This window comes from Brevibacillus centrosporus (assembly GCF_003710815.1).
GTDB classification, from domain to species: Bacteria; Bacillota; Bacilli; order Brevibacillales; family Brevibacillaceae; genus Brevibacillus; species Brevibacillus centrosporus.
The window spans coordinates 204,571-219,530 of record NZ_RHHP01000038.1 but is presented as its reverse complement, the minus strand read 5'-3'; the positions used below and the strand labels follow the sequence as shown (position 1 = coordinate 219,530).

Below are 14,960 nucleotides of genomic sequence, written 5' to 3'. Positions count from 1 at the left end.
CGGTTGTCAAAAGGTGAACATATGTATCCGCAAGCACCTGAAAAAACGTTGGACTCCAAAGAGAGCTCCAAAATGCTCGAAGTTGTCGGTTTCCAAAAACCAAGAAAAACCGAACATCACAAGACGCAAAATCACGATCGTTAACCATCTGAAACAGACATATCCCTCCGCTTACCGGTCAGGGTGTGTCTGTTTTTTTCGTGAAATATCAACCCTTTTATCGAACAGAAACATTTTCTTGAACAGGAAGCGCTTACATCCTTTCGCGTATCCTGTCCCTTTCTTGTGCTGACCTTCTGTTCGTGTTATCCTAAAACCTACAATATCGTTAGAAATTTCAGAATATTCAACGGGAGGTGGGTGGTCAGTTCCTCTACTGACCGGAATCATGCTGAATAGAGACCAGAAAAAAGAAAGCATCGAACAGTTTCGCGAGTATCATCGCATCGAGCATGACAGCTGCGCCATCGTTTGTGTCATTGAAAAACAGGGGAGTCCGACTCGCAGCAATGTAGATGAGACCATTCGCACCATGATTCAGATGGAACACCGCTCCGGCTTTATCAACGGCGAGGGTGATGGCTGCGGGATATTGACGGATATTCCTCGCGCGCTCTGGTCTGATTATCTGGATGACGCCGGACTCGATCGGTCGCATGCCTATGATCCCCGCTTTTCCATCGCTCATCTGTTCATTCCTCGAAAAGGCCATGACATGCGAGCGACTCAACAAGAAATTCGCTCTGCTTTCACCCAAGCGGGGCTGACCATTTTGCTGGAGCACGAAAATGCTGTTGATTCCTCTGTCCTAGGAAAAAACGGCAAGCGGGATGAGCCGATCTTTTGGCAGCTCGCCGTGTGGGCGTCGGAAGAGCTGACAGAAGACGAGTATTCCCGTAAGCTGTTTGCTATTCATGTCACACTAGAGGCAGCCTACCACGTGCATGTCGCATCACTTAGTCCGGTCAGCACGGCTTACAAGCTGATGGGCTCGGCAAATTTGCTGTCCCAATACTTCCACGATGTGGCGGACGGGCGCTTCGTTTCATCTGTTACCATCGGCCATAACCGCTACTCGACCAACACCTTGTCCAACTTCTTTCGCGTGCAGCCCTTCTCCCTGCTAGGTCACAACGGCGAGATCAACACGATCAGCAAGCTGGAGGAAGAGGCCAAAATGCTGGGTGTGCCACTCGTAGATGGTGGCAGTGATTCCCAAAATCTCAACCGGACAATCGAGACTCTCATCCACCGCTTTGGGCTGAGCCTGTTCGAAGCCATGGAAGTCGTCTTCCCTCCGATCCATCACGAAATGAAAGGCCTCCCCTCTCACTTGCAGGATCTCTATGTGTACCTGCGCCAAGCATGGGGACATTTTGCACAAGGCCCGGTCGGCATCGTTTCCCGCTTCTCGTCGGAGTGTGTATTTACTGTAGATGCCCTCGGGCTGCGTCCGCTCTGGATGGTGGAAGGTGCGACTTCTCTGTACTTCTCTTCGGAGCAAGGAGTCATCAGCGTCCACGATATGGCGAGCGAGCCCAAAGCTTTAGCACCTGGCGAAAAGGTAGCGGTGCGCCTTCATAAAGACAAACCCGTAGAAGTCATCTTGCATCATCACCTTCTACAGATCGTCTACGAAAGATTTTCACAGAAAATTCAGCCGAATGAAGCCCGTCAGCATTTGCATTTTGCTTATGACTTAGAAGCTCTGTCTACGGAACCTGATGTCCCTGCTCCGACTTCCTCCGTTTACAGTGCTTTCGGATGGGACCGTGAACAGGTCCAGCTGGTGGAGCAAATGGCATCCAACGGCGCAGAGCCGATCCGCTCCCTTGGGCATGACGGACCGCTTGGCGCCCTTTCCAAGGAAAGACAGAATCTGGCGGACTACATAAAAGAAAGTGTAGCTGTCGTCACGAATCCTGCCATCGACCGCGACCGTGAGATGGAGCACTTCTCCACACGCATCCTCCTCGGCTCCCGCGTACCGCTCTCCTCCAAATCAGTCACGACACCGCAGCTGGAATTGCCTTCCCCCATCCTTTTAGAAGGGCAGTCCCTGCAAAAAACCGCTCGCCAGCAAGGGACTCTTTCTCTGGAGCAAATCATTCATGCCTTTCATAACCATCCAACCAGCATCGCCATTCTCTCTTCTCATTTCCAAGAACAGGACGGGTATGCGGCTGGTCTGAACGAACTGCGCCAGGCAGCCGTCAAAGCTGTAGAAAAGGGAGCAGTGCTGATCATTCTGGACGATACGGACACCCATCAGCAGGAGCATTACTGGATCGATCCGCTGCTCGCCATCTCGGTCGTCGATCAAAGCCTGAAAACGGCGTTTGCAGAGGACGGGATCAGCCTGCGCCGCAAGACGAGTCTGATCTTGCGCTCCGGGGCGATCCGTTCCCTCCACGATCTTGCCCTTTCCATCGGGTCAGGTGCTGACGCTGTTTCTCCCTACCTGATGTTTGCCACTGCCTCTGCCAAAAATACCGAAACAGCTCCAGGTCATTTATATGGAGCTTTGAACAAAGGCTTGGAAAAGGTCATTTCCACGCTCGGCATCCACGAGCTGCGCGGCTACGGCCGGCTTTTCTCATCGATAGGTCTGCAAGATGAGGTTGCCGCAGCACTTGGCATCGTCAACTTCTGTGGTTCGAAGCATGCCGGACTGTCACTTGCCGACCTGCAGGAGGACAGCATTCGCCGCCATCACGACCTTTCCAGCGAAACGGCACGCGAATCCAAGACGTTCCATATCTTCCCTCGCTTGTGGAAGCTGATCGGACAGATGGCTGCCGGCGATATTCCCTACTCGGACTACGCTTTGAAGCTGGATGAAAACGAGCGGGAAAATCCCATCGCGGTCCGTCATACGACTGACTTTGCCTTTGACAAAGCAGCTGCCCATGTAGAACCGGAGCAGGTGGACATCAGCGTCGGGGAGCACTCGCTGCCGTTCCTCATCTCGTCCATGTCGTTTGGCTCCCAAAACGAAACGGCTTTTCGCGCCTATCCTAAGGCAGCGGATCAACTGAATATGATCTGTATGAACGGAGAAGGCGGCGAGATCAAAGACATGCTCGGGCGCTATCAGAAAACGCGCGGCATCCAGATCGCATCCGGCCGCTTTGGCATCAATATCGAGCTGGCAAACGCCGCAAACCTTTTGGAAATCAAAATCGGGCAAGGCGCAAAGCCAGGAGAAGGCGGACATTTGCCTGGCTCGAAGGTCACAGCCAAAATCGCTGCTGCTCGGAATGCCGCGATCGGGTCAGATCTGATTTCCCCTTCCAACAACCACGACATCTACTCCATCGAAGACCTGGCGCAAATGATCACCGAACTGAAAACCGCCAATGACAAAGCCAAGATTTGCGTAAAGGTGCCGATCGTGCCCAATATCGGGACGATTGCCGTCGGTGTTGCCAAAGCCGGAGCGGATTTCATTACTTTATCTGGCTTTGACGGTGGGACAGGAGCTGCCCGCGTCCACGCCCTGCAGCATGTCGGACTGCCTGCGGAAATCGGCGTCAAAGCAGCCCATAACGCCCTCCTCGAAGCTGGTCTGCGCGATCAGGTCGAGCTGTGGGCAGACGGGGGCGTGAAAAGTGCCGCTGACGTCGTCAAACTGATGCTCCTGGGTGCGAATCGTATCGGTTTTGGGACGCTTGCGATGATCGCTGTCGGCTGCACGACTTGCCGTGGCTGCCATCTGGATACCTGCCATGTCGGAATCGCTACCCAGATCGACAGCATAGAGGAAGCCCATGAAAAAGGACTTCGACGCTTCGTTCCCCGGCAAACGGACCTCGCCGTCTCCGGGCTCAAGACATTCTTTGGCTTGTTTGGCGAAGAGGTACGGCGCATTACCGCTGGACTTGGCTTTACCCGCGCGCAGGATTTGGTCGGACGCTCCGATCTCTTGGTACAGACGAGACTGCTGGACAAAATCGATCTTACTTCCCTTTTACACGTCCATCCGCTTACTGGGCAAATGACGGATACCGTCTCCGAAGAGGATCCCATATTGGTCGCAGCAGCCACTTCCCTTCGCAGCCATACCAGCGATTCCTTTTCTGACGGACGCCCCATCCAACATACGTTCAAGCGCATCCTCTCCGGTGAGCGTGTACTGGGTAGCCGCTGGGCAGGTGCGCGGGTCGAAAATCATCTGGATGGAAGCTACACGTCATTGCCAGAGGTTTCTCTGCACTTCGTGGAAGGCAGCGTACCGGGGAATGGTCTAGCTGCCTACAACGTCCAGGGCGTAAATATCCGCGTCGAAGGAGGCGCTCAGGATGGAGTGGGAAAAACCAGCTTTGGCGGCCGCATCTCCGTTCTGAAGGCAAAGGGGCTGCGCGGTACCTTCGTCAACGGATCTGTCGGGAAAAGCTTTGGCTACGGGGCGCAACGGGGACTGTTTGTCGTGCAGGGCAATACTGACTCTCGCGCCTGCATCCGCTTATCTGGCGCAGACGTCGTTTTTGGCGGAGAAATAACGGAGCCGATCCGCGACGAGCTGGGGGGAATCGGGGCGCGGGCAAACCTGAAGGGCTTCGCCTTTGAATACATGACAAATGGCCGTGCGGTGGTTCTCGGGGATCCGGGCCCATGGATTTGCGCAGGGATGACGGGTGGTGTGGTCTACGTCAAGCTGACGCCGGAGATGGGCTTTGACAAAGCTGCGCTCGAACGCCGGATTGCCAAGGGAGCAAAAGTGTTCCTGTACTCCCTCGACAAGCAGGGCATACAGGATGTTCAGGAGCTGGTCGGTGCGTATGTGCAAGAGCTGCTCGCTACTGCCCAATATGAAACGGCAGGGCGTGTCCAGGCTTGGAGCGATGATGCTGCCTCGCAGTTCATCATGATTTCCCCCAAAAAAGAGCAGGCAGACCCTTCTGTCTCTACCGAGTAATCCCTGTATACCTGCATTTCAAACTCCTCCTAGGTATTGGAGGAGTTCTTTTTGTCATACATATAAGCACGTGATAATATTGTCAAAGCATGGTCATGGATTGTACAATAAAAAATGAAACTGCCAGATGGGATATTCGTATACACAGATATGGGACACAATGATGTAATGAAATTGCAATCGTAACGATACGAACGATTACTATAAGGAGTGATTGTAAATGTTTTTTCATCCCATGGACTTTTTGATCATAATTGCGTTCCTGCTTTCCCTGTGGGCGCAATTTCGGGTAAAGGGCACATTTAACAAATATGCAAATGTCCCTGCCTCCTCCGGGATGAGCGGCGCAGAGGCGGCACGTCGGATGCTGGATGCAAACGGCTTGACCAGCGTTCCAGTCGAGCATATCCCAGGTACGCTGACAGACCACTACGATCCTCTCTCTCGTGTTGTGCGCCTGTCGGATCCCGTTTACTTTGGCAACTCTATCTCTTCTCTGTCCGTTGCTTGCCATGAGGTAGGCCATGCGATCCAGCACAAAGTTTCCTATCCGATGCTGGTAGCTCGTCACCGGATCTTTCCGGTCGTCAACCTCGTGTCTGGTGTAGCTCCGTTGCTGTTGTTGGCTGGTTTCTTTTTCAAAATGACTGGACTTCTCTTGATCGGGATTATCTTCTTCTCTGCTGCCGTTGCCTTCCAGCTGATTACACTGCCGGTTGAGTTCAATGCCAGCAGCCGGGCGAAAAAGCTGATGGTGCAAATGGGCTTCATCCGCAACACCGAAGAACGTGAAGCCAGCAAGGTACTTGGTGCAGCTGCTCTCACTTACGTAGCGGCCGCTTTGATCTCCGTTCTGGAGCTGGCGAAGTACATCATGATCTTCCGCGGCTCTGACGAAGACTAAAATCCAAACAGCCTCCCAAGGTACAGCTTCCCCTTCGCGGGTGCTGTACCTTTTTTCGTTGGCTTGCGTTACAATATCACCTAGGAGGTTGGGCCAATGAATATCGGAATTATCGGATTGGGCAGTATCGGCCAAATGCTCGTAAAAGCATTTGGCAAAAGCGGTGCTGTCGCTCCAGAGGAACTAGTTGTTTTCAACCGAACCCGGGAAAAAGCAGATAATCTGCGAGCCGCATACGACCTGAAAATTGCGGACACGGCTCAAGCGGTATGCAATCAGGTGGATATCGTCTTTGTCTGCACCAAGCCACTGGAAATTCTCCCCTTGCTGCGCACACTCTCCATCCCGGCGAAGACGCATGTAGTCTCGGTCGCAGCCGGCGTAAGCATTGCTGATTTGGAAGGTGTACATACAGGCTCCGTCAGTAAAGTAATCCCGACTGTCACCTCTTCTGAGCTGCGCGGCGTTTCCCTGTTTGCTTGCAGCGAGCGTCTTTCTTCTGAGCAGCGAGAGCAATTGAAATGGCTTTTATCGCGCATCAGCGTGGCACAGGACATAACTGAGGAAGAAATAGAGACAGCGACGATTTTGACGAGCAGCGCACCCGGCTTGATTGCCGGAATACTCGAGTCTTACGCGCAGGCAGCCGTACGCAAGACTCCCTCGCTGTCGATTGAGAAAGCACGGGAAATGCTCGTTGAAACCATGCTCGGAACGGCTACGCTCCTGCAAAACGAAAAGCTCGGCTTTGATCAGTTGATCGAGCGTGTGGCAACCAAGGGCGGCATTACCGAGGAAGGGCTGCGGGTTCTCGGCAAGACGCTCCCTAGAGGATTTGACGAGCTGTTTGACATGACAGCGTCCAAGCATGATACGCTCAAGCAAATGATTCATAAGCAAAATTCAACGCTATAACTGAAAAAGGAGATTGCAACGATGAAAATAGGTTGGATTGGTTTAGGTAACATGGGTATTCCGATGGCGAGCAACCTGCTTGCTGCAGGCTATGAGGTAGCCGTCTGGAATCGCTCACCGGAGAAAGCTTCCCCTCTGCTCGCTCTGGGGGCAACACTGGTCCCTACGGTATCGCAGCTGGTGGATCAATCCGATATCTTGTTTACGATGGTCAGTGACGACGATGCAGTAAAAGCAGTCTACAGCGGGCCAGAAGGGATATTTGCTGCAGCCGCACATGGCAAGCTGGCGATCGATATGAGCACGATCTCGCCCGATACTTCTCGCTGGATCGCGGGTGAAAGCAAGCAAGCGGGCCTACGCTTCTTGGATGCCCCTGTGTCGGGGAGTGTGGGGCCAGCAAAAGAAGGTACTCTCGTCATCATGGTGGGTGGAGATGAGGCAGATTACAAACAAGCCAAGCCGCTGCTGGACAAACTCGGAAAAGCGGCGATCCATCTGGGGCCAAACGGTGCGGGAGCTTCTGCAAAGCTAGCTATCAACCTGCTGCTTGGCATCACCGTGCAGGGGGTAGCAGAAACTTTGTTATTTGCCCGCTCGCTCGGAATCGGCACAGATCAGATGCTGAACATCATTTCTGAAAGTGCAGTGGGAACCCCACTCATTCGCGGCAAAGCAGCGTCTATTTTGGCCGATGACTTTCCAGCTGCTTTTGCCCTCAAGCATATGGCGAAGGATTTGCGCCTGGCGACAGCAGCAGGCGTATCCACTCCTTTGGCGGAATCGGCAAACGCCAGCTACCGGCACGCTTTGGAGAGCGGTCTGGGAGATCTGGACCTGATGGCGATCATCAAGCATTTGGAAGGATAAGAGCTGTAAAGACGCACACCCCCTATTTCCGTCTTTTAAACGGAGAAATAAGGGGTGTTTTTTCATTCTCTTCACGATTCGAATACGGCGGAAGAAATCCCGCGGCCATTCACTCTCAGTCTTTTTCTTATCCTATCTCTTAGCGCTCCACTGCTCGTTCCAAATACTCGCCTCTGCCACCGCTCGCTTATCCTGCAGAACATCGCCAGGCTTGTTGCCCTCCCCGATGATGTATCCCGCAAATGGCATGCCGACAAAACCAAAGATGTATTGGAACTGTTGAATGAGAGGCAAGCCCTTCACACGCGGATCATCGCCTCCTGTCGTGATGACAAACGCTTGCTTTTGCGCCAAGGCTTGCTTGAAGCTGTAACGCTTGTCACGCAGGCTCTGCGACCAGCGATCCACGAAATCCTTCATGAATCCAGACATCCCGTACCAGTAAATCGGGGTGGCAAAAACGATCACGTCATGCTCCAGCACGGCTTCAACGATCGCATCGTAATCGTCGTCTACAGCTGTGAAGCCCTCTGGATCATGCCGCTGATCGTGGATCGCCCGGATGTTTTTTTCGCGCAAATGGATTTGTGTATGAGGGATCCCTTGCAAAACAAGCTGACTGAGCTGCTCCGTATTGCCATTTTCTCTCGAGCTGCCTTGCAGTACCAAAATCTTCATCTCTCTCACTCCGTTCATTCAATGGGTGGCTTGGGATGGAGCTTCTGCGCTAGAGCATATCCCTGCCAGCTGCTATTTGCCTCCTATTTTATCACCTTTTGCATAAAAACAAATCTGTATCCTTGGAAGGGAATCGGGATTCCAGTCGTGCCTCCCCTGCTCTCGCCCTGGAAGGACAAGCCGTTGTAGTGCCTGAGTGTTTATTGGCAAATGTGTATAAGCTATAGAGGGTTTATCACGAGTGATCAAGTGGGGGAATAACTCATGGATTGGTATGACCGACTCAATGAATACTTTCCAGAATATGAAATGAAAAAGGAAGGCCAGATTCAGGCGCTCATCCGGGAAACAGACATTTACCGCAAAGTCGATACCGACAAATTCCTTTTGCTGTACGCAGAGTTTCCAACATTTATTTTCATCGATTACCTCCTGATCAATCCTGCCACACGTGGACAAGGGATCGGCACTAAGGTCATTTCGTCACTCAAAAATAGAGGAAAGGACATCATTCTAGAGGTAGAACCTATCGATCGAAATGACGAAGATACCATCAGGAGAGTCCATTTTTATCAAAAGAACGGATTTGTAAAAGCAGACCGCATCAAGTACAGCTGGGAAGAAGAAAATGGCGAGACGTATGAAATGAACATCTATTACTGGAGCCCCCATGAGAATCTGCCTCAGGAGGTCGTCCTCGAGAATATGGCAAAGGCCTGTAAGGAGATCCATAACTTCCGTGCCCAACAATACTACGGCCGCAGTGTGGCCAATCCGGATGAAGTGCTGCATTGGAAGCACTGATGACGTCCCCTCATTTTCCTGCATCAAAAAACCTCCTCTCGATTGCAGGCAATCGCTGCTTTGAGAGGAGGCTTCGTCCTATTTTTTACACATGATCGTTGCTGCCATAGCTTCCGTACTCGCATTCTGTGTGCTGATACTGCAGCCTGCGAAAATGCCAGGCGAACAATACCGCTACACACAAAATACCTGCAGACAAAAAGTACACGGTCCGCGTCCCCAGCCATTCCGCCAACGCCCCCATGACCAGGGCAGAAATCCCGAAAACCATGGTATCAACCGTCCCTTTCGCAGACAGGACGTACGGCAGACGTTCCTCGGGAGTAGCTTGCTGCAGCAAGGTTTGCTTGGAAATGGCATGGACCTCGTACAATGGACCCAAGGCAAAGGAAAAGAAGAGGGCGAGCAATGGATGCGTGCTGCTTCCAAACCCGACGGTAACCACTGCGGAGCCAATGATCCCTGCCATGATCCATTGTGGCAAGTGCTTTTGCATCCGCTGCGCTTTGGCCAGCAGAAGTATGCCTCCAATGATAGCACCCAGCAGGTAACCGGCATTGATGTAGCCCCACCACTCTTCTCCCTTTTCCAGCTCCTGCACGGCAAAAGGCAGCATGATCGCTGCAATCCAAACGGCATTCGCCAACCCAATCACCGCATCCACGGTGACAACGAAACGTACCTTTGGATTCGTGCGGATGAACCTCCAGCCGGTCAGAAGGCTTGGATTCCCTGCCTCCGCTTTTGGTTGGGCACGCTCCCGACCCTCGTTGGGTGCAACCCCTAACATCGCAAGCGTCGATACCAAATACGCAGCGACTGTTCCGGAAATAACCAAGCCTGACCCGATCCAGGCGACCAGTACACCACCCAGCGCCCAGCCGGCAAAGAAAGCCGTTTGATCGGACGTTGCCAGCAAACCGTTTGCTCTCATCAGCTCTGATCGCGGCACCACCTGAGGAACCAGGGAGTTCCGCGCTGGATTTGACCATCCATCCATAAAAGCAATCGCTGCTCCTACTGCCAAAAGAGCCGAGACGAGCTGAGGCCCCCTATCTTCCGCCAATGGAACAACCAGTACAGCTGCAGCGAGAAAAAGCGTTTTGCTCCCTTGGGATACCACCAGCATCTGCGACAGTGACAGCCTTCGGAAAACAAAAGGAGCCGTCAACGCCCCCGCTGATTGCGCTGTCAGATTCATGACGGGGATCAGCGAAGTATACATGACAGAGTCTGTCACAGCGTAGACGGCGGAAATAAACGCGACAATATAAAAAACATCCCCCAGGTTGGCCAATGTCTGACCACCCCAAAGGAAAATAAACCTTCTATTCCACATCAAAGGTTCCTCCCAGTCGGCTGCAGATACAGAATATCCGCCTATTTAGTTGAACGTGCCAGAACTCGTTCAAACCGACTCAGAATCACAAGGGAGGTACACCTCGTTTCAGAAATTTTCTCTATTATAGTTTAGCTGCCCATTCCTTGTATAGTGCCTTTGTGACGGAAAAATGTGTAGTACACCCAGCCCGCATTGATCAGCAAAAAGGCGCTCGTCATGAAAAAGACACCCTCGATACTGACATAGCCTGCCAAAAAGCCGCCGATCATGGGACCGAGCATGCTGCCGATACTGACGAAGCTCTGATTGTAGCCGTAAACACGGCTGATCATATGTGTCGGTGTCGCTCGGCGCAGCAGGGCATTGACGGATGGCAGCAATCCTCCCAATGACAGCCCCAGCAAAAAGCGCAGGATGACCAGCTGCCAGACCGTTGCGACTAAGCCTTGCGGGATAAAGATAATGGCCGATGCCAGCAAAGCGAAGAGCAGAACTTTTTGCGAGCCAAACCGGTCCCCCAAAATCCCTAGCCGCGGAGCCGCAACGACGTTTGCCACGCCCATCGCCGCTTGAACAATACCTGCCCATAGCGCGACCCTGCTGCCTTCCGAACCCAACAGCTGCGCGATGTAAATCGGCAGAATCGGTACGATGCTGAACAAGGCAAACTGAATCATCACGGTTACAAAAAAGAGCGCCGGCAGTTCCTTGGACGAGAAGATCATCTGAAAATCTTCCCGCAGATTGGACCGGTCCTTTTTTTCAGGTGGTACAAAGTTCTCTTTCACCGTAAACGTGATGACCAATGTCGCGAGCAGCAGCAGACAGCCCGTGATCACAAAGATCATCCGAAACCCGATACGGCCAGCCAATACCCCGCCAAACAACGGCCCCATGATCGTTCCTGCTGTCACGAAGGATTGAAGCAGCCCTTGCGCCCACCCGATTCTGTCCCTTGGTACGGATGAGGCGACGAGTGCAGTGCTGGCAGGGATGATTCCACCGACCAAGCCGTTGATCAAACGCAAAGCCAGCAGCTGCCACAGGCTTCCCGCAAAGCCAGTCAGCGCTACCGTGATGGACATGAAATAGCCCGACCTTAAAATCATGATCTTTCGCCCGTGCTTGTCGGCGAGGTTTCCCCAAATAGGAGAAACCAGACCGGCTGTCAAGAAGTTTGCCCCAAATATGATTCCCGCCCAAGCCGTGACCTCGTGGGGATCTTCAATCCCGAAATCCTGCTGAATGTACAGCGGCAAAAACGGCATGATCATACTCATCGCCATCATGACAACAAACAGTGAGCCGCACAATACGTATAGATTACGCCGCCATGTCTCCATCGGCTGCATCTCCCTTCTCTTCTATCCACCCTGCTCTTTTATGCGCGAGTGTAGAAGCCGCCCCGTTTACTTCCCTAGATCCTGAACACTCCACAGGCCATGGTATACCCCTCTTTTCTCCAGAAGCTCCTCGTGCTTGCCTTGCTCCACGATCCGACCTTCCTTCATCACAACAATTTTATCTGCATGGGTAATGGTCGAAAGTCGATGGGCAACAATGATTGTCGTTCTGCCATTTGTCAAGCGAGCCAGTGATTCCTGGATCATATGCTCCGATTCCAGATCGAGAGCCGAAGTCGCTTCATCCAGAATCAGAATGCCCGGATCGCGTAGAAATACACGTGCGATGGCTACCCGCTGCTTTTGCCCTCCCGATAGCTTGACGCCTCTCTCCCCCAGCTCCGTATCGTACCCGTTCGGCAGGGTGGAGATAAAGTCGTGAGCATTGGCTGCCTCGGCCGCCCTCACAACCTCCTCGTGGCTGGCGTCGGGCTTCCCCATCAAAATATTTGCCCTGGCCGACTCGCTAAAGAGGATGTTATCCTGCTGCACCATCCCGATGTGATTGCGCAGGCTGCTAAGCTTGACGTCCCGCACATCCATGCCATCTACGAGGATTCGTCCTTCTGTCACGTCCCAAAAGCGGGGCAATAGACTGATCATGGACGATTTTCCTCCGCCCGACATACCGACGAGAGCAACCGTCTCGCCTGGCTCAATCGTGAGGGTAATGTTCTCAAGCACCAGCGGCCCCTCCTCCCGATAGCGAAAAGACACATTTTCAAAGCGCACTTCGCCGCGAATTCGCTTCGTAACAGGGTCTACTGGCAGATTTCGCGCCCCAGGCCGATCGACGATGTCATAGTCCTCATCGAGAAATTCAAACATCCGGTCCATGGAAGCAACGGCCTGTGTCAGTACGGTCGATGAGTTCACCAGACGTCGTAGTGGTGTGTAGAGCCGATCGAGATACGCATAAAAAGCGACAAGCGTCCCTACGCTCATGGAGCCGCCAACTACCTGATAGCCCGCGTAAGCGATGACCAGAAGGGGCGCGATGTCTGTCACCGTATTGACGACAGCAAACGTATTGGCATTCCACCGGGTGTGTGCCAATGCTTTTTTCAAAAAGTGATCGTTTTCCTTGGAGAACTGCTTGCTCTCATGCTCTTCGAGGGCGAAGCTGCGGATCAGCGACATTCCGTTTACCCGCTCGTACAAATGGCCTTGCAGATGAGCCAGTGCCGCTGACCGTTCTCTTGTCAGCTGACGTAAACGCTTGTAGAAATACTTAACGGAGATGCTGTACAGTGGAAATACGATGATCGCGACAATCGTCAGCTCGAGATCCATATAAAACATGATTCCCAGGGTCAGCACGATGGTGATGAGATCCAGCCACAGATTCATGAGCCCTGTTTCCACAAAGGTCTTGGTGGATTCGACGTCGTTGATCACCCGAGAAATGATTTCGCCCGTTTTCGTATTGTTGTAGTACCGCATCGAAAGTCGCTGCAGATGGGAAAACAGCTGATTGCGGATATCGAACAATATCCGGCTGGATACCCACTGGGCATAGTATTGCCTGATGTACTCCACAGGCGCACGAACAACCGTAAACAAAAGGAAGGCTCCGAGCATGAGCCAAAATAATTTCGTCAGCTTTTCTTCCTGGGGAATAGGGCTTGGCAGCAAATCGTCAATGACGTATTTGATCAAAAGCGGCAATAAAAGAGGAATGGCAAACTTGATGATTCCGATAAATACGGTGCCTACGATCATTTTCCAATAAGGCAGCACGTAGGATAAATAACGCCTTATGCTCAATCGCTACACGCTCCTTTGCAAACAAGGAAATCCCTCCCCCGGCTTTACGGGAAAGGGATTATTCCTCATCATCTCTTACTAAAAGATAACGCTCGTACCAACGTTGGACAAAGCCACTCTGAAAAGGTCCTCGGCGTGCACGAACCCAATCAAGCACTTCCCGCAAAGCAGTCTGTACCTGTTCCACCACAATCGGAGGATAATTCATCTGCTTGCTATGCAAAAGGAATTCCTCTTCGTCTAAAATGGAATACGTCATGTCGGGATAGACTTTTACGTCCAGATCGTAGTCTATGTAACTCAGCAGTTGCCCCTTCATACTGAATGGCGAACCTATGTTGCAGTAATAATAAATGCCGTCATCACGAATCATGGCAATGGTATTGAACCACTGACCTCGACCAAATGTACAAATAGCCGGTTCGCGCGTACGCCATTCCCGCCCGTCTGCCTCTGTCACCTTGACTCGATCATTTCCCCCAATCACGACCGCATCACTGGTATGAATCAACGTAGATTTGTCCCATATGCGGTGCAACGAATGGTCATGTTTATAACTTTCAATGCGGATGTTGGAGCCTGGAGTCGGCGACATGACTCTCCCCTTTCTTCTCTTCTCTATCTGAATGGGGACAAGCCTCCTTTAAGAAGAGAGCTTTTTGGAAAGTGTAACATATTTTTGCATTTCATAGCCAAGCGAATGGTAAAAGGGCAGAACTTCTGGGTTATCCTGATTCACCATGATCAGTACGCGATTTACGCCTCGTTGCTTGAACCGCTTCTCGATTGCTTCCACCAGCTGTCTGCCTATGCCTGTTCCTTGTTCACTTGGTAAAACGGCAAGTCTGTAAAAATAGGCGCGAGCCCCATCGATGGTGCCAACCACGACCCCTATGACTTTGCCTTCCTTTTCTGCAACCATCACTAAATCGCTGTCCCATGCCAATTGTTGGGCCAAATCGTTCAACGACTCCGTGTCCGATTGGTCCAAACCGGTTTCCTGCCAGATGCTAGTTATAGCCGAATAGTCACCGAGTCGAAACGGACGAATCAGCATACGTTGCCTCCTTCGTTGCCTTCTTCTACTATTGTACACCACTTACACAAGTTTGTCTTGCACGTGACATACTCAGATCACCTGCAAAATCGGTTAGAAATTAATTATACAACTCCCCTCTCTCTTGCGCTACCCGCTTCGCGCACGGAAGATTTTTGGTTCAGATCCGCTGTCCACTTTCGATGAATGGGCATCCTGCAGACTTGTCCAGGCCGCACCATGAACAGTGGGCTTTGTCAGCAATTCGCAAGATAATTATCAGAATATATTTTCTTTTTGAACTTGGGTAAAAAGTGCTTTAC

Annotated in this window: 12 protein-coding genes; 6 read left to right on the top strand and 6 right to left on the bottom strand. The window is 52.1% G+C overall.

What is annotated here, in order from left to right; translation table 11 throughout:
- Nucleotides 1-3: 3 nt before the first annotated feature.
- From EDM55_RS30475 to EDM55_RS25530, 5 genes are all read left to right on the top strand, one after another.
- Entirely contained in the window at nt 4-144 is a 141-nt protein-coding gene (locus tag EDM55_RS30475) for a hypothetical protein (protein ID WP_170184504.1), read from the top strand.
- Between the two features lie 244 nt (nt 145-388).
- Nucleotides 389-4,918, top strand: coding sequence for a glutamate synthase-related protein (locus EDM55_RS25545; protein WP_122961671.1), 4,530 nt, complete (start codon nt 389-391; stop codon nt 4,916-4,918).
- Between the two features lie 220 nt (nt 4,919-5,138).
- Entirely contained in the window at nt 5,139-5,822 is a 684-nt protein-coding gene (locus EDM55_RS25540; RefSeq protein ID WP_092267007.1) for a zinc metallopeptidase, read from the top strand.
- 96 nt (nt 5,823-5,918) lie between these two features.
- On the top strand, nt 5,919-6,737 hold the full coding sequence (locus EDM55_RS25535) for a pyrroline-5-carboxylate reductase dimerization domain-containing protein (RefSeq protein WP_122961670.1): 819 nt from the start codon (nt 5,919-5,921) through the stop codon (nt 6,735-6,737).
- On the top strand, nt 6,738-7,607 hold the full coding sequence (locus tag EDM55_RS25530) for an NAD(P)-dependent oxidoreductase (RefSeq protein ID WP_259676107.1): 870 nt from the start codon (nt 6,738-6,740) through the stop codon (nt 7,605-7,607).
- Nucleotides 7,608-7,739: 132 nt separating this feature from the next.
- Here EDM55_RS25530 and EDM55_RS25525 read toward each other — a convergent pair whose 3' ends face one another.
- On the bottom strand, nt 7,740-8,285 hold the full coding sequence (locus EDM55_RS25525; protein WP_092267010.1) for a flavodoxin family protein: 546 nt from the start codon (nt 8,283-8,285) through the stop codon (nt 7,740-7,742).
- Nucleotides 8,286-8,549: 264 nt separating this feature from the next.
- On the opposite strand from EDM55_RS25525, the gene EDM55_RS25520 reads away from it, so the two are divergent.
- Nucleotides 8,550-9,089 (top strand): GNAT family N-acetyltransferase, encoded by a 540-nt coding sequence (locus tag EDM55_RS25520; protein ID WP_092267011.1) that lies wholly within the window; start codon nt 8,550-8,552, stop codon nt 9,087-9,089.
- 85 nt (nt 9,090-9,174) lie between these two features.
- On the opposite strand, the gene EDM55_RS25515 is transcribed toward EDM55_RS25520, so the two are convergent.
- The 5 genes from EDM55_RS25515 to EDM55_RS25495 all read right to left on the bottom strand — a co-directional run bounded on the left by EDM55_RS25515 (nt 9,175) and on the right by EDM55_RS25495 (nt 14,658).
- On the bottom strand, nt 9,175-10,428 hold the full coding sequence (locus EDM55_RS25515) for an MFS transporter (protein WP_122961668.1): 1,254 nt from the start codon (nt 10,426-10,428) through the stop codon (nt 9,175-9,177).
- A 131-nt stretch (nt 10,429-10,559) separates the two neighbouring features.
- Nucleotides 10,560-11,774 carry an MFS transporter gene (locus EDM55_RS25510; RefSeq protein ID WP_122961689.1) on the bottom strand — a complete coding sequence of 405 codons (1,215 nt, stop codon included), beginning with the start codon at nt 11,772-11,774 and terminating at the stop codon, nt 10,560-10,562.
- 66 nt (nt 11,775-11,840) lie between these two features.
- On the bottom strand, nt 11,841-13,601 hold the full coding sequence (locus tag EDM55_RS25505) for an ABC transporter ATP-binding protein (RefSeq protein ID WP_122961667.1): 1,761 nt from the start codon (nt 13,599-13,601) through the stop codon (nt 11,841-11,843).
- Nucleotides 13,602-13,659: 58 nt separating this feature from the next.
- Nucleotides 13,660-14,196 carry a DUF402 domain-containing protein gene (locus EDM55_RS25500; RefSeq protein WP_092267014.1) on the bottom strand — a complete coding sequence of 179 codons (537 nt, stop codon included), beginning with the start codon at nt 14,194-14,196 and terminating at the stop codon, nt 13,660-13,662.
- Nucleotides 14,197-14,244: 48 nt separating this feature from the next.
- Complete coding sequence (locus EDM55_RS25495; protein ID WP_092267015.1) at nt 14,245-14,658, bottom strand: GNAT family N-acetyltransferase; 414 nt, start codon at nt 14,656-14,658, stop codon at nt 14,245-14,247.
- Between the last annotated feature and the right edge of the window lie 302 nt (nt 14,659-14,960).